Origin of the sequence: Paraburkholderia sp. Cpub6, from assembly GCF_014201065.1 — a bacterium.
GTDB lineage: Bacteria > Pseudomonadota > Gammaproteobacteria > Burkholderiales > Burkholderiaceae > Paraburkholderia > Paraburkholderia tuberum.
Genome location: NZ_JACHDM010000001.1, coordinates 419,524 through 443,530, shown reverse-complemented (window position 1 = coordinate 443,530; position 24,007 = coordinate 419,524). Strand labels below are relative to the sequence as shown.

Annotated in this window: 7 protein-coding genes; all 7 read left to right on the top strand. The window is 59.8% G+C overall.

The genetic code is table 11. The annotated features are described in order from the left end of the window. Window positions 1–454 precede the first annotated feature (454 nt). Window positions 455–10,036 (top strand): hypothetical protein, encoded by a 9,582-nt coding sequence (locus HDG33_RS01945; protein WP_184021920.1) that lies wholly within the window; start codon window positions 455–457, stop codon window positions 10,034–10,036. Beyond that, window positions 10,036–15,498 carry a hypothetical protein gene (locus HDG33_RS01940; RefSeq protein WP_184021917.1) on the top strand — a complete coding sequence of 1,821 codons (5,463 nt, stop codon included), beginning with the start codon at window positions 10,036–10,038 and terminating at the stop codon, window positions 15,496–15,498. Before HDG33_RS01945 ends, HDG33_RS01940 begins: the two co-directional genes overlap by 1 nt. Before the next feature lie 21 nt (window positions 15,499–15,519). Continuing rightward, the gene (locus tag HDG33_RS01935; protein ID WP_184021914.1) at window positions 15,520–15,972 is read left to right on the top strand and encodes a glycosyltransferase; all 453 of its coding nucleotides are present in this window, start codon (window positions 15,520–15,522) and stop codon (window positions 15,970–15,972) included. A gap of 589 nt (window positions 15,973–16,561) precedes the next feature. Beyond that, a complete protein-coding gene (locus tag HDG33_RS01930; RefSeq protein WP_184021911.1) occupies window positions 16,562–17,977 on the top strand; it encodes a transposase in 1,416 nt (471 codons plus the stop codon). A gap of 952 nt (window positions 17,978–18,929) precedes the next feature. Next, the gene (locus HDG33_RS01925; RefSeq protein ID WP_184021908.1) at window positions 18,930–19,157 is read left to right on the top strand and encodes an AlpA family transcriptional regulator; all 228 of its coding nucleotides are present in this window, start codon (window positions 18,930–18,932) and stop codon (window positions 19,155–19,157) included. Continuing rightward, on the top strand, window positions 19,154–19,537 hold the full coding sequence (locus HDG33_RS01920; RefSeq protein WP_184021905.1) for a hypothetical protein: 384 nt from the start codon (window positions 19,154–19,156) through the stop codon (window positions 19,535–19,537). The genes HDG33_RS01925 and HDG33_RS01920 overlap by 4 nt, the downstream gene beginning before the upstream one ends. A gap of 369 nt (window positions 19,538–19,906) precedes the next feature. Continuing rightward, on the top strand, window positions 19,907–23,830 hold the full coding sequence (locus HDG33_RS01915; RefSeq protein ID WP_184021902.1) for a plasmid replication protein, CyRepA1 family: 3,924 nt from the start codon (window positions 19,907–19,909) through the stop codon (window positions 23,828–23,830). Window positions 23,831–24,007 lie beyond the last annotated feature (177 nt).

Genomic DNA, 24,007 nt, shown 5'->3' with positions numbered 1-24,007 from the left:
GAACGTCCAAGACCAAGTCGCAGCAAACTTGGGATTCGCCATGATCTGCAGTCGCGAGCCTGGACGGAAATGAATCTTAGTATTTTGGAGCCAGTTGTCCTTTAGGAGCGGGAGGTTGACGACCAAACACAAGCAAAGCCCGGCGGAGCAGATCGCCGTGGCACGACTGCACTGCTTCGCCACGCATCGCACCTTTTTGAACGTGAGACTTAGCACACATTGAGCAGCCATCACCCTAGAGATTTCCCCTAGCAATATTCTCTGACACAGGAAAGTTTTTAGGTCTATTTTTCTTATACCTCTGAACTCGAATTCCTGACACCGACTGCGCGGTTGTTCTCACTGTGTCTTTGTATTGATTCGTTATGCGAAGGAACCTAAGACCCGGTGAAGTGGTTCCATCGTCTTCATCCGGATACGCCTCATCGCTCCACAATGAGATGGGACGACGTCCATGAACAAGCGACCGTGGTTCAGACAGGAAGGTTTCGTGCCTCTCGGAGCTTTGTCCGACTTCATGCCGATGACGCGCCGCACGTTCATCGTTGGTTCGCTCGCTAGCCCCGCCTTGGCAGCGAACAATAAGAACGCCGCCAAGGCACCGTGGTCCGACCCGGACGATCTCACGGGGTTGCGTTTCTCCGAGGACAGCGCTGGCATAGCAATTATCCGTCCTCCTTCGAACAAACGACTTACGAAAGGGCCGCTGCCTGCCGACGACCCGCACTTTACAGGACAAAGTTGGCGTATCGACCGTATGGCGCTCGGGCCGGAGGCAACTTTCCGTCTGAAAATCGTGCCAACCGGAACAAACAAGCCGGACGACTATGTGCTCGAGGCATCGCACGTCAGGCTGGGCAATCTCGGCAATGCGTGGCACCAGTTTCATTTTCATAAGATCAACGACACCTGGCGCGTCCAGATGGTCACTAACATCTGGACCGGGGGGAAAACCAGCTCGCTGTCTCTGAAGTCCGACTATCAGGATTTCGACAAGCTCGCGGAGCTGTCGCGCGCGCGTCTCGACGCCGTCTGCGAAGAACCAACGGCGCTTTCCGATTGCAAGCAAGCTCCGATTAGCGCGCCCTTCGTCTTTTCGTGCGACGGGCGTCTGGTTCATCACGCGGTCGAGCAGATATTCGAAGGCCATCTGATCCTGCGCGATCCCGTCACACTCGGATTTCATCCGGGCGGCGTATGGTATCTCTTCAGCGGCACGCGGGGCGCATTGATCGCCAACACGCTCGACGCCAGGCTTCATCTGGTGGTGTGCGCATGGTGTCGACAGATGACGCCTCCAACATCTGACGGCGCCCACTCCGACACGGAATCGTACGCCGCTTCGGTTAAGTCCGCGAAGGCGTCCAAAACGGATCGTTCCGGCAAGAAGAGCTCAAGTGTAAAGAGCGCTGACGAGGCAGATTCCGGCGAGCACGACCCAGTATTCTATGCGAGCGCCGTCGTCGATACGGACCCGAAACCGCATACGATGACGCGCGGCACTTCACCGTCAATGTCCATCACGTCCACGGATTGCGTCACGTGGCGCTATACACGGCGCACGTGGCGCAATCAGCCGAATGCCTGGAAAGCTGGCATCGCGCGGCTCGCCTCGAGCTGGAGGCTTACGCTTTTATCGCACGGCAACATCCTCCTCGACGGCCTCGCGACACACGATGCCGCGCTCGAAGCATGGCGGGCGGAGGGTGACGTGCTGGAGATGGGTTTCACGGGCGAATTCGTCTCCGACGAACAGACGGTGCACTCTCCCATGGGTCGGATCCGGGTTCGCGGAGCCCGCGATAACGCCGCACCCCGGCCATCCGTGCTGATCCTCGCGCGTGGGCCGGCGGGCGCGGGCGCTTCCCGCATGACGATCGCATCCATCGCCCTTGACTTTCTGTTGTTGGCGGCCGATCTCGCGCTCGCCGACGCCGAATACAGCGAACTTCGCTTCGCGCCGACCGAACTGAGAGCCATCTACCATCAAAACGCCGACAAAGCGAAGGAGTCCGTTGGGACTTCGCAGAGTTATCTTTGGCTCGACGCGCAGGTCGATCCCGAGCCGTTGCCGCTTGCCCGCATCGACCTCTCGAATGCACGTCTTCAAGTCGGTCGCGCGCGCGATCTGATGTCGCTCTCGTTCCTCTTTGCCGGCTTGCGTCTCGATGTATTCAAAGGCCACGCGTTGCTCGTCGATACCAGTGCGGAGTGCGCCGTCGTCCTTCGAGCCGATCCCGACGATAGGCAGGACGGCCAACACTCGCTCGAGTCCGACCTGCGGGACACCCGCCCTGTTCTAGTCGCCGAATTTCCCCCGCAACACGTATTCGAGGAATGCGTGTTTCGCCCGAACCCGCCCGCATTCCCCGATGTGCTGCTCGAGCAACCGACAATCAAGATACCGCGCAAGGACCTGTCCTCCGACCGGGACGTCGGCAAGGACGACATGCTGACCGTTATTACCGAGGGCCAAGCATTCGCCAATTACATCAGCACATTTCCAATGCAGGACCGCGTCGTGATGCGCCGGGCGTTGAAGAACGCCAAGCTCGAGCAGGAAAAATCCGCGGGACAGAGTATTCCAAGCAAGATTTCGTTTGCGGATTTCGCCGCAGCGTTCGAAAACGGACGCGCGCCATCTGATATGGCCCCGAGCGCATCAGGAACGCCGGCGGCGGCCGTCCCTGCGTCTTCAGCGCACGGACCGGTTGCGATAGCGGATGCTCCTCCCACTGCACCGCGCGCTTGCGCGGTGCACGATTGCGTGCGGCACGCCAATTTGCCTGCCGATCAATGCATCTATATTGGTCCCTTCGGAATGGACCCGGACGCGGCAGCGTGGGCACGCAGACTCAACCTGTGCGTCCAGGCCAGCGCGATCAAGGTGCGCGTGATCGACATGCTCAAGCTGGCAGACAATCTGATTAAAGGGCTTCGCATCGGCAAACAGCCCTCTCCGCCAAACTCACAGGGTATTGTCGATCAATTATCCAGTTTTCTCGAATATGCGTGGAACTGGATCAAGGGCAACAAGGAGTCGAGTCCCCCTGCCGTACAAACCGACACGGACAAAACCCGGTGGTTCGAACGCGTGGCCGAAGCGACCATCCCTAGCTACCAGGATTTCCGGGAGTTCTACCGTCTCGAAATGACGCGGCTTTACTTCGATGCCGAATACCGCCGGATCTATGCAGATGGCATTCGCTACGATCCGAAAAGCGGCGATGGCTGGAAGCCGGAAGACGTGCCGACGAATACCAGTGCAGCGCAGATCGAATATATCAGCGCGTCCGGGGTCACGACCGACGTAGACCGCGCCGCTGCAAGGCGTGAGAGCGTAATCGATCGCTATGTCGACGCTGCCACACAACGCACCGAATTGCCGGCACGAGCCCGCGCACGGCTTGCCAATCCGTCGCGCCTTGCGTTTCTCATGGATTGCGCGCCGCCCCGAAATGCCCGGATAGACCAAACGCGCGATGTGAGGCACTGGTTCGAGTCGCCCCTGCCGGTCGAGCCCACGTCCAGGTCACGTCCGTTTCTGCTCTCGACACTGATGGACTGGTCGAATTTTCGGATGTCGGTGTGTCCGCGTGCAATGGAAATCCCACACTTCAACGAGGCAGGCCTGCTCGTCAGAGAAGGCGAGATCTCGGCCAACACGGCATTGGACCGTACCAAGAAGAAAGGCGACAAGGTCCAGGACGATGCGGCCCAGGCAGCCGATACCGCGAAGGAGGCGACCGATCAGTCGAATGCCGCAGTCGACATGTTGCGAATGCTGCACATGCGGTCAGGATCGGCACTCACGGCCGCGGAGCGCGTGGCCGACGTCGAAGCCGCACTGAAGATCGCGCCGACGCCGCTGCAGACGGCCATCGAACTGCCCGCGCGGCTCATTCTGTCGCCGTCGCAATCGGCGGTGTGGCGTACGCCTGAATCGAAGTTGGACTGGGCACCTGGTCCATACCACTCGCCGCCCAACCAGGTCCTTCACAAAGCTCAACCGTTGTGGACTGCCGAGCTGCTCGCGATATATCCAAATCCGGGGTTACGCGCGGTCTTTTCACCAGACCTGCGGCCCGGCTTCGTGCATGGAAATTTGATTGGTGCGCCGGATCAGGGTTCAGCCGCGGCGGCTGCGTCGGACGCGAAAGCGCCGCCAATGCACTTGCATACGCCCGCGAATCTCGCGCCGCCGCGCGGGCCGCGCGCGCCGTGGACGCTTGGTATCGAAGACGCGGATATTGAAACCAGCAGCATGGCACTCCTGCGCAGGGCGAGCGGCGCAACCGACGGGGTTGAATGCCCACCGGAGCAGGCACCGGACACGGACGCCCCGGCATCAAACGCATCTGCCGTCGATCCGGCATCAGCGCCCGACAACGTCACGGCATATCCGCTGCTCGATTATCTCTGCCGTCGCAAAGCGGAAAAGCAGAACGGGTATGGGGCCGATGGCGTGTTCCGCACATCGCTCGATGCCTACGATCGCCATGAACTCGTCGTGCTCTCCTCTGCATGGGGACTGCCCGTGCGTGGCAGGCGCGAGCAGAACGGCCAGCTTCAACAATCGCAAGTGTCGAGTCAGGTCGAGTTGCCTTCCCGGTGGCGGCCAATCGACATCGAAGGAAGCAGCGCGACGTATCTGCCACGCGCGCTTCAACTGCAGGAATTGCGTCTGAGCGCGCTCGGCGGAACGCTGCGCCACGAGACCGATTTCGTCCCGCCTGCATCGGCACGGCATATTGCATATGGGCCCCTGTTCGACTCATTGTCGATCGAGCGCTGGCAGCACTGGACCGTTCTCGGGCGCGATGTACACGCTGAAGTGGTCTACAAGGGATTTCTATTTCCGATCGGACACCGCGCTTCGCTCGTGAAACAAACCGAGCGCGTGTTCTTGCGCCGCAAGGATTGCGAACGCGTGCGCGCGTGGCTGCGGCAGCGCATGTTTATTCGCATTTCCAAGCCCGACAAGCTATTTCCGGCACGCGGACATCCGAATGCAGGACGGCAGTTTCCCCCGAAGCTCGTGCAAATGCTCACGCAGACGACGCCAGATATCGTCGATCCAACCGAGGATTCAACCAATCCGGTCACCGATTTTCCCTCGCCCGCAGGACGGCTGTTCGTCGATGAGCCGGGACTCGTCTTCTGGCCGCGCACAGCGCGAATCGAAGGCACCGACGTGCTCTTCGACATGATGTTCGATACCGCCGTGACGCAGGCGCCGCTCATCTTCGTCGACAATGTCGCGGCCAACCGTGACCGTTTGTTGGCTAATCTGATCGATTACTACAACAACTATAACAACGGCACATCGAAGCGCCGCCGGGCGTTGCCGATCGGTATTGCGTCGCCTGACGACGTCGATTTGAGCAACGGTCGGGCTCAAATCGACCTGCAGCCGATCGACCCGGGTGTTCATCTGCGTACGCTGGACTTCGGCGGCCAGACCTTGCGCTATTGCGATGAAACGAAGCCCGGCGGGTCCTCGCACAAGACCATTTCCTGGACACTCAAGGCGGCGGGTGGTGTGGCATCGGTACCCTCCAGGAATGACCCGAACACGAATGATTTTGAAGGCAACAACAGTTCCTTCGACGATCCCTCGCTCGCCGCCGCCGATCAGCCGCCGTTCTATCCGATGATGGAGACCGCGCGCATCCGGCTGGATCAGATCGAGCGCATCGTCAATGGCGGACAGCAAGTCGTGCTGGTTCAATTCGACGGCTATTACGTCGCCAACGGTTTCCCCTCCACGGCGCCTCGGGACGCTAGCGGCGTGTCGACTCCCGACGTCGCGGATGGGCTGGGTACGCACCCTTACCGGGACACGCGCGAAGTCTATCTGGACATCCTGAACATTGCGTTGCTCTCGGCGGGAACATCGGGTGACCGCACGGGCGCGGTCATGCACCCGCAGTTGCCGCTCGCCGGACTCTCCCGCACCTGCGGTCCGCTCGGCGGCGAGCGCGGCCAGTCGGCGCATGGCATGCGCAAGGCCGGCACGCTGTTTTCAATCGTAAAGAACTACACGATTCCAGGCAATGGCTTGCCTGCCGGGGGGCACGCGCTGGCGTTGCCGCCGAGCATCGTGCGAGTCGTTGCCGACCCTAGGTTAGCGGCAGGCGCCGCAAACGGCGACGATGCGCGCAACGCGATGAAGCAAGTCTTTTCAAACTTCTTCAGCGATCACGACACCACGTTGCTCGGCGTCGTCAAGCTGAGCGAGCTTGCATCGTATCTGCTCGCAGATGCGACGAGCGAATATCTGCCGAAACTTCGCGACACTGTCGACTATGCGCTTGCAGGCATGCAGGCGACGAGCGACTCGATAAACGCGCTGGTCGTCGGGCCGTTGCGGGAAATCGTGCGAGTTCAGCGCCAGAAGTGGCTCGACGTTGCGACGAAATTGAAGGTGCCGGGCAGCCAGGGCACACCGCTCGATATCAATGTGCAAGATGTTTTCCCGGACATCGATTCCGCACTCGCGGATCTGCAAGCCGCGCTCATCGTCGCGAACGATGCAGGCAATGCCGGCCAGTCGGCGCGCATGAGCTCCGAACTGGCCGTGGTCTACGGATGCGGCCGCAGGCTGATCGACGCGATTGCGCGGGTCATGGCCAATCCGCTCGATCGCGTAATGGTCCAGCTCGAACAGAAGCTCGCCGGGTTTCAGAAACAACTCGAAAATAAGCTATTCGAAAAGATCGGAAACCGGGAGCAGTTGAAACCCATCTCCGACTGGCTTGAATCCGTCTCGCAAACACCGCCGCCCGATTCGGCGGATTTCATCCAACTCCTGCCGCTCTGGATGCCGCCCCTCAACGATGCGCGGACGGGCTTTCTCGGCATCAATCGGGACAAGCCCGATCCAGACGAGGCAAATAAAGCACTCGCGAAAGCACGCGATGCGCTGAGCAACTATCCCGGCAGAGCCCGAGCGCGTCTGGTGACAGCGTTCAGGAACACGCCGCCAAAGAGCGCTGCCGTTCTGGCGAACGAATGCTGGCTTGGTATGTTGAAGGATGCCGGGGACACGCTCACAGAAGCGCTTGCCCAGCTAAAGAGCGATAAAACCGGAAATCCCGTGATTCTCGCGGCGACACGCATTTTGAGCAGGGAACGAGACCTGGTTGCGACTCTGACCGACAACGCGAAGATGAAGTCCATCCCGACAGGCGATTGGCGGACAGCGGCGTTGTCCCGCCTGTTTGCATTGTTGCAGGCAGCGGACATCGTACGCGATATTCGTGGAGGCCGGCTCGATCCATTTCAAGGAGTCGCGCGCTTTACGGTCGTGGTGCTTCCGCAATTCCTTCCGGTCGATCAACTCGCGTTTCCTTCGCTCAAAGACGCGGCCGGCAATATTGCCGAGCGGCTCAATAACCTGAGTAGCGGCTTGACGACATGGCGCAATGAGAGCGGCGGGAAGTTTGCGCTCTCGGAAGACCACTGCTCGCAATGCAACGACGTGCACGGCCAGCCGGATGTGACCGGCGATAGTGTCGGGATCCTCGATAACACATTCCGCGAACTGCTGAAGAAACTACAGGCAAAACTCGCGGAGGTGAGCGCGTCGCCCAAACTGGCCAAGCTGCCAGACCTCAAGCAAAAAGTCGATACCGCGCAGCAGTCGATCAATTCATTGGTGTGCAACCTCGACTGTGCATTGCGGCTCTGGAGCTTCGGACTCGATCAGATCGCGGGAATCGACTGGATGGCGCCTTTGAGGGTCAGTAGCGAGGCGCAGGCCGTCGCCAGTCTGCAACTCGAACCGATTTCTGTCACGGTCTCGCACGCGGCCAGCGCGATGAAAACGGTGGTCGACTCCGCCTACAGGGCGATCGGCGAGCTCGTAGCATTGCCTGCCGAAGGCGCACGCGAGCTACTAGACAAAGCGTTGCTCGACGCAGCCCGGGACTTATTGGGAAAAGCCTTCAGTTTGCTCACGAAAGTGAACGATTGGATTTGCGACAACGCAGAACAGTTGATCGATACGGCGGGGCTGAACGCAGACAAAGCAGTCAAGATCCAAAGTATCAAAGCGGCGAACGACGCTGTCATCAACGCGGCGTCAAACACGCTGCATGCATGCAAAACTCTCGATGACCTGGCGAACAACAGTCTGCAACTGCAACTGAGCACCAGTCCGTTCGGCGATCCGGCGGATCGGGCCGCCGCGCAGGTGGCCATCGCTTTACTGCCGACACGGCTGATCGAGCACATGACCTTCTACAGGGATCAGGTGCTCGCGTCCGCGTCCGAGATTGTGCAGCAGTTCTCGTCGAAGCTTGCGTTCATGCTTTTTTCGGAAAAGACAATCGGTGGCGAGCCGGCACAAACAAATATCCCGTCGATCTACAAGAGCATCTACGTCGATCGCAACGATGTGTGGCGCAAGCTGAGCACCTCGAGCCTCGCTATCGAAGCCAACGGTCTGCTCGTCGCGCCCGACGAGCCACCAAATTATTATTCGCCGCCCGTCGACACGGGGCCGACGGCATACGCGCAAAACGAGACCACCGATCAGCTCGCGCGCGATGTCATATCGCTCAATAACCTGCAAGCCGTTCTGAACCCGGCCGCGCCCTTGCCCGATCCTGCATTTCGTTATGTCGTGCGCTTCTTGCAGGGCTGGCAGAACGGTGCGGCGACGCCGCTGCGTATCACGCAGCAAATCAGGTCGGTATCGATTGAGGCGCTGCGCAGTCAGCTTTTGGCAATATTCGACTTCGGCGCCATGCGCGACGCCATCGAAACGCAGATCAAGCTGCTCGTGCCCTCGCGCATGACGACTTCGCTTGAGTTTTCCGCGAAGATCAGCCCGGACGCCGCCGGCGTGACGGGGAATATCTTCAAGCCGCTGGACAACTGTGCTCTGAACGTCGCTTCGACAACGATCATCGACCTGCTTGCCTCCACCGGCCCGCAGATATCCTGCGTCGGCGAACTCGGGGCATTCGACATTGCGCTTGTCGGCGATCTGGTGGAGGCAGTGACGCTCCATTTCGCTGGTGCACAGTTCCGCACCACTGGCGGCTCGCCAACATGCGATCTCCACTACGCTGGCTTTTCGATCGGCCGGGAACTAGATTTTCTGCAGTCCTTGGCACCCTATTTCGGCGGGGCCAAGGGGACTGGCTTCTATCTCAATCCGTTCGGGCTCGGTCTCGAAGTCGGATACGGACTGAACCTCGGCATCATCTCGATTGGCACGGTCTCATTCTTCAATGTCTCGATCAATGCGGCAGCGCGGCTGCGTTTCGACGATCAAAAGGCGACGTTCGTCGCTTCGCTCGCGCGTCGCGATGCGCCCTTTACTATTTCCGTGGCGCCCTACGGCGGCAGCGGCTTCTTCGCGCTGGAAGCTTCGGGTGATGGCATCGTCGGGTTCGAAGCATCGTTCGAATACGGCGGTGCCGCGGCGTTCGCCTATGGACCGCTGACGGGCTATGGTCGCATTATGACGGGCATCTACATACGCTCGGGGCGGGACACCCCGGTCGACTTCGCCGCGACCTTCTACTGCGGCGGCGCGGCATCGATCTGGATCTTCACATTCGGCGCTTCGCTGAGCGTGCTCGCACATCAGTCGCCCGACGGAAAGCGCATGGAAGGCACAGCGACCTTCCGTTTTTCGTTCTCGATGGGCTTCGTCAGTTACGACTACAGCGTGAATGTGTCCTGCTCGATAAATTGGGGTGGCGGCGGCGCCACCACGAAGTCGGACGGAGGCAAGACCAGCTCGGTTCACCTTGACGATCCTGTTCGCCTGGCGTCTATCAGCATCCCTTTCGACGACCCCGACGTCATCGTTTCCGATGTCCCCGTCCCCCTGATGCCCGCGGGGTCCGGCCACGCCGAAGGCAGCCGCGTCGCCACGCGCCACGTAGTCAAAAACGGTACTACGCCAGCGACGCAGCGAAGCACGCGAATGCGCATCGCCACGGTTTGTGAATCCCAGAACTGGGCGAAGTATCAGACCTATTTCGATGATCATCTGAGAAGAGGAGTGGACTTCTGATGGATCTCATTGCCGTCGCCAAGGTCGTGCCGGCCGGATATGCCGAGGAAGGTCATATCTTGAGGGCCACTGTCATGTTCACACCCGCTGCGGACGGTTTGGATCATTCGCAGATCGAAAGCTGGCCCACCGCCGTGATCGCGCATCTGCGTCGCGAACCCGAATGGGTGCTGCCACTGAGATTCAAGCTGAAAAGCGGGGGCGAATTCAACTTGATGGCGCGCGCGCGGGCCGCACAGTTTACATGGGGACGCGGGGAACACTCCGACAGTTGGGTGGAGTCGCTCTGGCGCTCATGTTTCTCGGTCGAAACGGGACATCGCACCGGGCTCGCGGTGCTGCAAAACAGTAAAGCCAAGGAATCGATCAAGCCGGTAGAACCACGGCTCGCGTGGGACGCGCTTTTACAGTCGATCAACCAGTCGAATCAGGGCACGGCAGTGAAAAGCGCTAACGCGCCCGCGCAGCGGTCCGACGGTTTGCCGGAGCTGCGGCGTGCGGGCCTCAAGCTCGTCGCGGACGATCCGACCAAGGTGTGCAAAAAACCAGAGGCAACGACGGTCGTCAGCTCTGTCGCAGCGGTTCGCCAGACAGACTTTTCCGTTCTGCTGGAATCGCAGCGCGCGCTTGAGTTGATGTCCACGCTGCACGCCATGAGCGCCGATCCCAAGGGCCTCGCAAAGTGGAGCGCACTCGAGGACAAATGCGTGCAACTGGCCAAGGACGGCGAAGTGCCTGGCAGCGCCGATCAGAAGGCGAAGTCCGCTGCGAATCGCGGCGAGCAATCGATAAGCCGCGCAGGCGAGAGTCCGTATCGCAAGGCCGCGATGGACATTTCCCTTGCCTATGGGCGGCATTGCCCGGGCTTCGTCTGCCCTGTGACCGTCTCTGGCGACACGTCGAATCCGAAGCATCCGCCAATAAGCGCGCATGAACTGTTCGGGGATGGCGATAAGGCTGTTTCGATTGCGGAACATCGCGAGAATATCGTCAAACACTTGTCGCGGGTGATGAGCGGGATGAAGAGTGCACGCGACTTGAGGCACGCCCTCAAAGAAAAAGATGACGACACGATAACCGTGGACGATTTGAAGGACATCGTGAGTCAGCGCTTTTTTACGATCCAGGGTTCGCCGTCGCTATCGCGTCTCTTCGGACTTGCCGTGGACGTCGAATTTGAATATGAGGAGCTCAAGCGCGCCGCACAACAACAACTCAACATCTCGGATTTTCCGCAACCGGGGTTCCTGTCGGTTTCCACTGACAATCCCGGGATCGCGGATAACCGGCACAAAACCGATGCGGACAAGGCGGCATCGCACCGGCGCGCCTGGACGCTCGCCGGATTCGATGCGAAGACGCGGTTCTGGCCCGCGACCAACGCGGAAGCCAGCGGGAACCCTTCACCTCAAGTCGACGGCGTTCTGGTTGCCGCAGCCCCTTACGTACCGTCCGAACCACAGTCGAACAAAAACGACCCTCTCCCGCTCGATCCGAGGCGTTTTGTCATCACGAGCCTGAATGTGCCGAACGCAATGGAAGGCGCAGTCGATCTCGGATATCAATCCGTGGCGCAGCAGACGCCAGGTTCAGCGGGCGGCAAAGGCTTGCGCAAGACGCACCAGACGGCCGGCCTTGTGCTGCTCGATCGCGGCCGGGACGAGTCCACGAACGATCAGCTCAATCGGCGCGATCTGCACCTATGCACGCAGACGACCGATACCGGTCTGCTCAGCCTCGATGCGCAGGATCTCGTGATTGGCTATCGGATCGATGTCGCCGTCCCCGCTCAGGACGAACCGAATTGTTCAGTGAGCGGCGCGAAGCTGGCACAACAGGCGAATGATACCGCGGTACCCGGGCTGCCTTGGCGCACACTGATGGCGAGGCGTATCGAGCACGGCGCGTCCGGGCTTTGTCAGGAGCAGGTCAGGCAGGCACTATCGGGATTATTGTCACTACCGTCGGCCGCCGATCGGGGCCGTCCAGCAGGGACGGCTGCGCGTACTGCGGCGGCGGACCAATGGAGCCAGACGATCGAAGATGCCGTTCTCGGACTGCCGATCCGCATGGTTCCCACCGTCGACGCGAAAGGCACGCCGTCCGACACTCACGTCGATGCCTACGTGGAAGAAGCGGTCGCCGTCTGGAATGGTGATCCGATGGGCGCGCATTGCGCAGGACCCGTGGAACACAAGAGTGTTGCCTCGGAGCTGGCTACCGGAGACACCATCTCCCTGCCAGACGAACTCAACGATCCGCACCGACGCCCGCCGCCCTTGCGCTTCGGACGCGCATACCGGTTCGGCATTCGCGCGGTATACACCGGGGGCATTTCCGTGCCGCTCTCATATGCCGCGAAGATCTACGAGAGCACTCCGAACGTGACGATTCCGGGGCACGACAGCCGCGACGCCCGAGGTTTTCGGCGCTTCTTGCGGCACGAGCGTGTCGACGCGCCCTTCCTGCTGCTGCATGAAGACTTCGCGCTCAAGCAGTACGGCGCGATGGGTTACGAGCGCGCCGCCCACGTGATCATCCGTTCGGCGGAGGGCGCGCAGGCGTTTCGCGGCTTGCCCGGTAAAACGCAGCGCGTGTTCGCGCCGCCTTCGGTCGAGGCTCACTTCGCCAATCTGCATGGCAGCTTTGACAAGTATCATCTCGAAACGCTGCCGCAGGGACTGCGGGGGGTCAGCCTTGATCACGAAATGGGCGGATTTCCCGTCGCCAACATCACGTCCTGCGCCGGCATCAACGGCGAGGTTTACGCGAATCCCCCGTTCATTTCCACGAAGAAGGACGCCTTGGGCGATCTCGTCTATATGCGTTCGTCGAAAGACGTGAAAACGCGCAAGAAGCCCTATTATCCCGATCCGTTCGCCAAATATTACGTGGTGGGCATCCGTTATGCCGGGACTTCCCGATACCTCGATGGCGGCCCCTACCTGATCCCGGTATATCCGGGTGGGCATTATCCAGATGCGAAGCCGTTCGTGTTGAATATCGAACGCGCAACATCGGCCGCGCGAAACGTCACCCGAACTCTGAGCGGCGTGCTTTCCATCCCCGCGCACGGAAATCAGCGCCGGGATCAAACACCCGAGGCAACATTGCGACTACGCCCCGGCGATGATTTCGACGTCGATGTCTGGTGCATTCCAGAGTGGCAGGACCTTGCCAATTGCTCGGCGCTGATCGAAGCCATTGGAGCCATCGCGTTGCAAAGCGCCGCGACGGATGGTCAGCAGGCCACGCACGTCGACGTCTGTAATGCACTCGCGGCGCTGCTCCCGCCGAACGTGTCGGCAAAGGAGATCAGCTACTGCGCCAAGGAGGATTGCCCCGCGGAGACGCCGCCCGGCTGGCGCGACGGATTCGGCGGCCTATGGGCGCCGCGCAAGCCCGTATTGCAAACGATCGCGCAGATCATTCGATCGACCCTGAACACGCGACCGCTGAACGAAATAGCCGCCGTGCGCACCGTGCGCTGCACTCATGCGACGGACAAGCCCTCACGCAAACCGACACTCGTCAGTACAAGCGGAAAAGACAAAAATCCCCGCGCGGTGCATGTCGAGCGTTGTTCCATCGAGGTCCCGCCGCCGCCAATTCCGGGCAGCACAGCCAATGGCCAACCGCCGGCGCCGCGGCCTTCGTCCGGTAACGGTGTGCAGGCGACACTCGAGTATCGCCTGACCGGCGATGTGGAGGTAGATCTGCTCTCTACTGGCGGGCTGGACATCATGGCGAACGCCACGCTGCCGACCACCCAAGCTTTCGACGATCCGCAACGTGGCCGCAGCGTGAAAGACAAGCGCGAAGACAACTGGCCGGTCGTCGACGGCAAGAAGTTGTCGCCAGCCCACGTGTTCGGCTTCGACGTCGATGCCGACGGCAACGTGACGCTGCCGCAAGGCCAGGTCAGGCTGCTCGGCATCGACGATATTTCGGTTCTGTTGGGCCCGGACAAAGATCCGGACGATGCGTCGCCTGCACGCGTGGCGTTGGAGAGCTACACGCCCACGCTGGAAGAACGCGCGGCATCCGCGCCAGGCGAGGAACAGGGGATCGTGAAAACGCGGCATGTATTTCCGGACAAGCGGGCACGCAGACTCGAGCTGCGTGTCGTCGGCAAGCCACGGCATGCGGCATTCATGCGCACGGCGAACAGCGGTTGCAAAAACGACTTCCTGACGTCGGGGGTGGATCTTCCGCCGCCGCACTTCGACGAAAGCGACAAGCCGCTCATCGTATACCTCGAATCGGGCGTGCGCCCTTCCGCCCCCCTGTGCCACACGCCCATTCCTGTGTTCTATTGGGAACCGGGTGAGGCGAAGCGACCGTGGTTTGGGTTGAGCAAGACGCTTACCCGACGATCCGTCATCCGCATTTCAATGAGTCGTGGATGGTTCTCATCGGGAGTCGAAGAAAAGCTCGGCATCGTCGTGTGGCCGCCGTATCGCGAGCCGAACGACGAGGCCATGCTCGAGAGCGACCGCGTTCCTGCGCCAGGAGACGCGCATCGCATCATGGACCTCAGCGATTTTGAGGACACGGATCTCGGCGCAGGCGGACAGTTCATCACCCGCTGGGGCGATGATCCCACGCGCCCGCCGCATCTTTCTTCCGACATTACGAAATCGCATACCTTCATACCGCGCTCTGCTTTCCGCGACCTCGATAAGACCACTCAGCACGGTTTCCAGCCGGAGTTCATCCCGATCGCACGTTTGCCGGTCCGCAAGGACAATACTGTCGAAAAAAGCGCGACTGCCACGGCCGTTCCCGACAGTTTTCTCGACGTCGCGATCATCGCCTACACGCCCCGCTTCGACGTCCGTAGTGAAGAGTGGTATGTCGACGTGGACATTGAACATCCGAGCGAAGCCGAGCCATTCGTTCGCCTGGGCCTTGTCAGATATCAGGAGCATGCGGCTCCGGAACTCAAGGTGTCGTATCCCATAATTCAGTGGACGCAGCTGCTGCCGCGCCGCCGTGTCGAAGTAAGCGTCGTCTCGAAGCCAGACTTCAAAGAGGTGTGCGTTGCTGTCGTCGGGCAACAAGCCGCCTCTACCATTAATATGCCCATTCCGACTTCGGGTCCTAAAGAGCCGGGGCCGGAGCACCGGATGCATGTGAGAGTCCTGCGGCAATACATCAACGCGCACGCCGTGCGGTGCATGGAGATCAAGTGCGAGAAAGACGCGCTTCGCAACTTCTTTCCAGATTCCCTCGAAGCGGGCGCAGAAGTTACATGGAATGCCGGGCCGCTTGTCATAGACTTTGACGCGAAAGTGGATAAGACCGAATCCGCGACATATCACCTGCATATCGAGGAGCGGGACTACTATCTTCCGGCCACTTATGCAGACGAACCCGTGACGCCAGAACAGGCGTACGGAGAAGGGGTCGAGCGCATCGCGAGCGGACCTCGTTTCGCTGCGCACGTGGTGCTTTCCTGATAGCGCGCCGTATGACGCGACGTGCTGGGAACGGATAGCACAGCACCATTCGACACGGGCTCTCACCGTCTGCGCTTTCACGGATTCAGTGGGAACCGAATCGACGTCTGCCAGGATCTGCGTGCGGCATCTCTACTGCTCATGCCATCGAGAGCGGAAGGGTTCGGTCTTGTTCCATTTGAAGCGATTTCCGCTGGCGTCCCCGTTCTCGTGAGTCAGGAAAGCGGGGTCGCGATGCTGCTGCGAACGCTGGCCGATCAGGCCGTGATCGCGAATGCTCTCGCCGATGAAGCGATCGTTGAAAGCACTGGCGACCTGGAGGCCGACGCTGACACGTGGTCTGAGCGGATTCAGCGCGTGATGGCCGACAGAGCGGCGGCCTTTGAGCGGGAGTTAGAACTTCGGGACGGATTGAGCCACATGACGTGGGCAGCCGCGGTTGAGGGTGTCCTCGATCAACTCCGATCCTCCTAAAAAGCCGGTCCTCAGGGCGTCTCCGGGCGGAATGGATTTGGCGGCGGCAAACTTGATAACTGCGCCGCGTATTTCATCCGCCAACCCCAAACCCGACACGAGCTTGCAACGCTGTCGAAAAGCCTTGGGCCAAGATAGTGTTGAGGACAGGGCGGAAAATCAAGGTGCGGAGTGCTGATTCGCCACTGCTTCGGCAAGACGGCAACGCCCTTTTTTCGCGGCTCGTGGAATGTAGCCGGCCGAAACGGTGTACCGTAGCCATCTCGAAGGCCTAATGCCTGCACTTGCGCAACGGGCCTACTACTTGCCGATCATATGTGGGCCGCGTACACGACCTCGCCTGAAAGCAGTCGTTCAAACTTGACTTAGCAGGTTCGAACGGCGACTGTGGGTCGAGTGTGTCAGTTCGCGTATCGAGGGAACTGACATCTGGCTGCTCGGTAGTTCGACCGTCGGCGACCCGCTACATTGCTGACGAAGAACGCAGCCCCGCCCAATGTCGGCTATGGCCGGATTGTGTTGAAAAAGTCTGTCGACGCGCGGATTGTTCGGTATCCTGGAAGACATCGATCGACGGGAGTGATTCGTCATGATGGGTCAACTGGGCAGCGGACAAGACAAACTTTTCTACTCGTTCAACCTTGATAACCACGTCCCTCGCGAGCACCTGTTGAGAGGCATTGATCACTTCCTGGATCTGAGTGATCTACGCCGGCATCTCGCACCGTACTACAGTCCGATGGGACGGCCATCGATTGATCCGGAGCTCATGATCCGCATGTTGATCGTCGGCTACTGTTTCGGCATCCGGTCAGAGCGCAGGCTATGCGAAGAGGTGCATCTGAATCTGGCGTATCGATTGTTCTGCCGCCTGAGCCTGGAGGACGCCGTACCGGAACACTCGACATTCTCCAAGAACCGCCACGGTCGCTTCCGCGATAGCGATGTGCTACGCCATGTGTTCGAGTCGGTAGTGGGTCGATGCATGTCCGAAGGGCTCGTAAAGGGTGAGGGATTCGCGATTGACGCGAGCATCATCAGAGCCGATGCGAGCTCTGTACGCGGTGTTCCGGGTTCTGAGCCCATCGACTGGGGTTGCGTTAAGGGCCAAAGCCGTGCAGTGCGGGAGTATCTGGAAGCATTGGAAGAAGCGAATCCGGCAAGCACCGAAGTGGCGGAGAAGGCAGAGACATCGAAGCCGCCAAAGAGGGTATCTCTGACGGATCCCGCCGCGAGCTGGACAGCCGCGAAGGGTGGCTTGCCGTTCTTCGCCTACTCGACCAATTATCTGATTGACCTGCAGGCAGGGATCATCGTGGACGTCGAGGCGACGCCCGCGAACCGGTCGCACGAAGTGGAATCAACCAGGACGATGATTGACCGCGTTGAGCGGCGGCATGACCTCAAACCTCGACGTCTTGCAGGCGACACCGCGTATGGCTCAGCGGCGATGCTTGCCTGGATGATCGAAGAGAAGGAAATTGCGCCACATGTTCCGGTCTGGGATAAAACCGCACGCAAGGACAATACATTGTCCAGCATCGAGTTCAAATGGGATGAACTGGCCAATGAATATCGTTGCCCCACCGGGCACGCACTACGCAGTGATCGGCGCAAGTTCAGAAATCCGCGCTCGCGAGTCACGAAGGCTGACACGATAATCTATCGGGCAAGCCAGTTTGACTGCGAGAACTGTTCGATGAAGGATCGCTGCTGCCCGAATACACCATTCCGCAAGATTGCTCGAAGCATCCATGAAGCTGCGCGTGACAAAACGAGACGTATTGCGAACACGCCTGAATACAATCGATCTTGTCGTGAGCGAAAGAAGGTGGAAATGCTCTTCGCCCATCTCAAACGTATCTTGAAACTGGACCGTCTGCGACTGCGCGGTCCAAGCGGTGCCCATGATGAGTTTCTGATGGCAGCAACGGCGCAAAATCTGCGAAGAATGGCCAATCGGCTAGTGCCAGGAAGCAAGCAGATGAACCAGGCAGTCGCATGACGGGCAACGGGGATCGTTGCCTCGTTCAAGTTTGCCGCTTCGCCGATCACCACAACTCGAAAACGTGCCGCGGACTTCAGCGCTTCGAGCCAAAACAAGACTTTTTCAACACAATCGCCGAACACTTGTCAACCGACCTGAATGCACGAACGACCGTTGCATCTGGCAACGGCCCTTGCGGCCGTGCTGTGTTGAAGGGCAGAAGTGGGTCGTGCGGTGACGATCACGACACTCGGGGCGGCCCAAACCTGAGTCGAACTGGATGGGAAGACAGTCAGGGTCGGGCGCATCCACGGAGGCAATAGCGCAAGACGGGGCGCATCGGCCGTAGGATCGACGCAGGTCTCCGCCATGCTGGCCGTCGCATACCCATTTTTCGTCGGTACGCGTTTCGCTTCTGAACGGAATACTCCAAACGCGGCCATTTTCCCTGCAAGTCGATGCCGACATTGTGACGGGCAGCGCGATTCCTTCGATGCTTGGGATCGCCGGCAACTGATCTGCAATCGGCTCGTTCGTCTGGGCACCTGCGGCAAGGCAGTTGCCAAGAAAGTAAGCGTGCCCTGATTAAGGCCACTGACTAAGGCGGATTCCAGTGCAGCAGTCGCAGGGTCACAGTCTTGCGCACAACGGTCTAAATTCGCCGCGTGACTGGCGGCGCTCCGCTGACCGCGCTCCGCGAGCGCCTTTAAGCCGATAACTACGAACGAGCATTCTTACGCTAGAGCACGCGAGCTACCGCAAATGCATCGTGCTTCCAAGCCGCAATGCTGTTGAGGCAGACGCCCGCCCGCAAAGTAGGCTCTTCCCGCGGCCGCCCGCGCTCGTTGCAAAAATACAACACTCCGGACAAAAACGCACCACTCCGCACTTCCCCAAAAATCGTCGTGACAAAAAAATCGGTCAGGTAGCAGACGCCTGTCGCTATGCAACCAACTTGTGAGGCAAATTAATGTCGCAGGACTTTTATGAAAATGCGCCGTCCAAACCGACTACCCATGGGGGCGCAGCATTCTACCGCATGAGTCGCCTGACGAAGCTGCTGGATGTGGGCCGCAGCACGTTGTATGAATGGATCAAGGCAGGGCGCTTCCCTTCGCCGGTCAAACTTGGGCCGAAGGCTGTCGGCTTCCGCGCCGAGGACGTCCACGCATGGATCGCAGCGCGCGAGGTTGCATGATGTCCTTTCCGCAAGACAACGCACCCATCCTCTTCGTGAAGGATCAATGCGACGCGATCGACAAAATCGCGCCTATCTTCAATTGCTTCGGATGGAACGGGAGTGGGATTTCCGCCAATGCATTCACATGGTATGCGCCTAACCGGCGCAAAGGCCAGCGCCCGCTTGATTACGCTACCTGGAGCGGCTATCGGCCGACGGGCGTCACGCTCTGCATCGATAACGTGCGTTACTTCATTACCGGACCTCGTGATCTTCTCGACGCGCTTAACGATGTGGCTCGGTACCGCAGGATCGGCCGCTGCGATGAAACGGCACTGAACCAGTTGCGCGCGGCGCTTTCACTGCAAGAGGCAGCCATTTCCATCGACTTCCTCTAGCGCCACCGGAATCGCGAAAGCCGTCTCGCCGCGCTTTATTTTCAACGTGGGCGCGAAATTCGTGATCAAAGGGCCTTTTTCGGCCTGATCGGCAGTAGTGACGCCGCGTTACGGGAAAGTCAATTGCACACGTCGAAAATATTTGGTTTGAAATCAACGATTTCATCGTGTGACAATTTCGGCAAGTAGGAGGAAGCGATTCCCCGCTGCTTGCCGGGCGCGCGGACGAGCACCTGAATGGATATGTCCGCCGACTGTCGCAACAGCGCGACTTGACGCGTTTTAAAAATTCCTTTGACTGAAGACGTCAAACTCGAATGACACTGACGAACCTTACATTTAGTAGTTCAAATAAATCGGCCGGCGTCGATGACCGCCATGTTGACTGAAGCGGGAGTAGTCGATCAGTTTCGCGATGAGATGGCCAAACAGGGCATCCACGTCGATCGTTCGCGGATTGTCGCTGACGGGGAACGGCATCGGGTCCATGCTGACGGCGACAGGCCTGGCAGCAAAAACGTCTTCTATACCTTGTACGACGACGCTCGCGGCCAGAATGGTGTGTTCGGTCACAACGGCCGTTATGGTCCCGACGTCCGGTTTTACTGGCACTCGAGCGAAACGCGCACACCCCTGTCGGATGAAGAAGAGCGCGCCATCGCGAAAAAAATCGCCGCCGACAAAGCTCGCGAGGTAACCGAGAAGGCCATTCAGAACAGCAAGGCTGCCGCGCATGCCGTGGCTACGCTGAAGGCCGCGCAACGCTATAGCGCGGAAGATGTAGTCCCCAATAAACATCTGTCGAAGCGCGGCATGAAGAATGGTCACGGCGCATTCTACGGTGAGTTCCGGCAGTTCACTGGCGGTCCGATCGTATCAGAGCATGCGATCCTAGTCCCGATCCGCGACATCGACGGCAATGTGCGCTCGTTGCAGGCGATTTTCCCCGACGCGAAAAACGCGCTTGGCCGCGATCGCACCTACCTGTTTCAGGGCGACAAAACCGGGAAATTCCATGTGATCGGGCAGCCGGTCGGCGTCGACGGCATGCCTCTCGCGCTGAAGGCCGAGCCCCTCTTCCTGGTCGCCGAGGGTTTCGCGACGGGCGTCGCTGTGCATGAGGCAACCGGTTACACGGTGATTGTGGCGTTCGATGCGGGCAGCCTGCTGCCGGTGGCGGAAGCCATCCGCGACGCGTACAACTCGTCAATGATCGTCTTCGCAGCCGACAACGATCAGTGGACGTCGGGAAACCCGGGCCTGACGAAAGCTCGCGTTGCGGCGGAGGCTGTCGACGGGTTCGTCGCATTCCCCAACTTTGACCAGTCGCTTGGCAAGCTGAATGCTGATGGCAAGCTCGAGGGCCCGACCGACTTCGACGACCTGGCTCGGACCGGCGGCGATGGTAAGGCGGCCGTTCGTGCGAGCATTGAGGCCGCGTTGATACAGGCGGCAAACCAGACCGCTGCGGCGGCCATTGAGACGGCCGGCGTCTTGGATTTCGCGAAAAAGCCGGCGGCATTCGGCGGAGCCGATGCCGTAGCGCTGCCGAAGTTTGCGAAGGCGGACGATCTGCCGTCGACAGACGTCAAAAGCATCTCTCTCGAGAAGCATATCTACGCGCTCGCGTCGTTCGCGAAGTTGCCCGAAGCTGGCAAAGACGGGAAAGGATTGCGCGCTATCACACTCGAGCGCGAACTGCGAAATGCGCGGGGCTACGCGCCGACGGAACCGGGCGCGGAAGGGATGCACCATAGCGCTGCGTCTTACGCATGGGCAGTGTGCAAAAAGCGCGTACGCTTCACTCCCGCAGAAATGGACGTCGATGATCTCATCGGTCGTATCCGATGTTCGGGCGCGCCGATTCATGAGAAAACGCTGGTTCATATGGGCGGCTGGATGAACTGGCTGTGCTCTCAGCGTCGCTCGACTGCGCTGCTTCGCGTGGGGATTTCGGGCTGCGCAAAGGCGCGACACATCTATACGTCTTGCAGCGAGCTGCCGGTGCTCCGCGACGACGACTATCGTGGCGTGATCCTGATCCGCGCGCCGATGGGCTCCGGCAAGACCAAGCGCATCGGACTGGCGTTTTCGCGGTTCGCACAATACAGCAACGCGGTGAGCGGCGATGCTCGGTTCGTGGCGATCGTACACCGCGTCACGCTGGTGAGCGCGCTCGTACAGGTCCTCGGCCTCGCCCATTATCGCGACGGGAAGTGCCCGATCACGAAAGAAAACGCCGTCGATGTGACCGCACTCGGCGTCTGCCTACCGTCAATCAATAAGGCGTCGCTCCGCGCGATCATGCAAGAGTGCCGGTACCTCCTGATCGACGAGATCGCGCAAGTTCTCACGTTCCTCGAATCGAAAGAGTGCTTTGAGGACGAAGGCGAAAGCTCGCGCCAAGCGGTATACAAGGCGCTGCAGGACCTCGTGCGTAATGCGACGTGTGTGATTGGCATGGACGCCGGCATCAATGACCGCGTAATCGAGTTCATCGAGCAGTGCAGGCCGGCTGGCGAGCAGATCCGGATCTACGACATGGCTCAAAACAACGAAGGCCTGATCGCCAAGTTTGGATTCGGCGAGAAGGCTGTCCAGATGTTTTACGAGGAAGCGAACCGTCGTCTGGACGCCGGCGAAACACTGTGGATCGGCTGTGACAGTCGCAAGCAGGCAACCGAGCTGCATGAGGTGCTCTCGCGTCTGCACGGCAACAAGCGGTTACTCCTGATCACGAGCGATACGACGGACCGGACCGAACAGCGTGCGTTTCTCGAGAATGCCGACAGGGTAAGCCGTGAATATGACTGCGTGATTCACTCGCCGTCGATCAGCTCCGGCTTGTCGATCGAGCACAAGCGTAAGAATTCAGCCGGAGAAATCGCGCGCGATGAGAACCGAAACGATATTGTCGATCAGCACTTCAAACACTGCATGTTCCTCGGGGGTGGCTGCTCGATCTCGGCGGCCGATGCGCTGCAGATGATGCGGCGTGTCCGGTACGTCAAGACGTGGACGGTCGCGATTCACCAGAACAACACCGAACCTGGTCCAACGGACCCTCGCGAGATTATTGCGGCATGGGAGAAGGCGTCTGCGGCTGAAGGCAGGCCTACGCAGGCCACGCCGATCGGCTGGTATTTCGCCGGCGTCGAGGCTGACCGCAACGGCGCAAGGATCGAATTCGCGAACGAGTTGCTCTGGCTTATGGAACAGGCTTTGTTCCAGATCGTGCGCAGCCATCAGACGGAAGACCGGTTTGACCCTTCGGTTCGGAAAAAAGCGCGTCTGGAGATCGAGATGCGCGAAAAATCGCTGATTGTCGCAGCGCGCGACCTGAGCGAGGGAGAGGCCGCCCTCCTCCAGCGATCGGCTAACAAGTCAGACGCGGATCGCGCGGCACTGAAGCGGCACGAAATCGCGGGCCTGTTCGGTAGCGATGTGTTCAACATTGCGCCTGAAAAGATTCTTGATGCGCCGCTTTGGAATGCTTACCAGAATGGCCGGGGCTTGCGTCGGATCGACAATTTTTCTGGTGCGGTGCACGGCGTCGCCGACACCAGTGAAGGCAGCAAAGCGCTTGAAGACATGAAATTTGACGTCGCGACTCGCCAGTTTCAGGCACTCCTGTGGGGCGATACTGTCATCAGCCCGGGCGTGCCCATCGAGATGGCTGCGGCGACCGCGATCGTTGAGCGCGCGATGTCGAACCGAATCACATTCGCCTATCACGGGATCATCCCGAAGCGGTTTGGCGTCGGCAAGGGCAAGCCGAAAGGCGACCGGCTCGAGGATGTCGCGGACATGCTGGAACTGATGGGTCTCAAGTCCTTCAAGGTCGCCTCGGCAGAGGACCCGGCTGGCTATGCGCTTGCTATCGAACAGGCGTCGTTCGCTTTCATGGAAGAATGGTCGGCACGGCGCCGCGCGATGCAGATCGGCACACGGTACGTGGCTCCCGCGGCTCCTGCGCAACTCCCCACGCTCGCTGAACGCATCCAGTTGCAACAGATGCTCGGCCTATCCGACGTTATGCCATGCGTGGTTGTATTTAGTGCTTTGTTCGACCGGATCAACGCGATGCTGCCCAAGGACGAGCAGATCACGCGCAAGGCGCTAGCGGAGTCATTGGACGGATTGGGCATGAAGCTGTTCTCGAGCACGTTCAAGTTGAAGCGCGGCGGCAAGTGGGTCAAGAGCACCGTCTACATCGACCCGGACTTGGTTGGTACGGGAAACGACATCATTCGAGAAGCCCTCGATGCGTCCGCCGGTCTTGGTCCCGATTGAGATTCGGCGGCGGCTCTGTTTAAGAGAACCATGGCTGTTTTGGAATCTCGACCAAAGCTCAAGCCCTTGCCCAGCAAGGCGTTGCAGCAAAAAATGGGGTTCCGGCGACGCTCGACGCGAAAATGGCGAAAACAGGGTGCGGCGGCGTGAAGCCTCCCACCCGCCGGATTTCCTCGA

Excerpts from the sequence above, each read along its gene's own strand:
- HDG33_RS01925 (WP_184021908.1), top strand. The coding sequence starts at position 18,930 with ATGTCGCAGGACTTTTATGAAAATGCGCCGTCCAAACCGACTACCCAT.
- HDG33_RS01930 (WP_184021911.1), top strand. The coding sequence starts at position 16,562 with ATGATGGGTCAACTGGGCAGCGGACAAGACAAACTTTTCTACTCGTTC.
- HDG33_RS01915 (WP_184021902.1), top strand. The coding sequence starts at position 19,907 with ATGACCGCCATGTTGACTGAAGCGGGAGTAGTCGATCAGTTTCGCGAT.
- HDG33_RS01920 (WP_184021905.1), top strand. The coding sequence starts at position 19,154 with ATGATGTCCTTTCCGCAAGACAACGCACCCATCCTCTTCGTGAAGGAT.
- HDG33_RS01945 (WP_184021920.1), top strand. The coding sequence starts at position 455 with ATGAACAAGCGACCGTGGTTCAGACAGGAAGGTTTCGTGCCTCTCGGA.
- HDG33_RS01940 (WP_184021917.1), top strand. The coding sequence starts at position 10,036 with ATGGATCTCATTGCCGTCGCCAAGGTCGTGCCGGCCGGATATGCCGAG.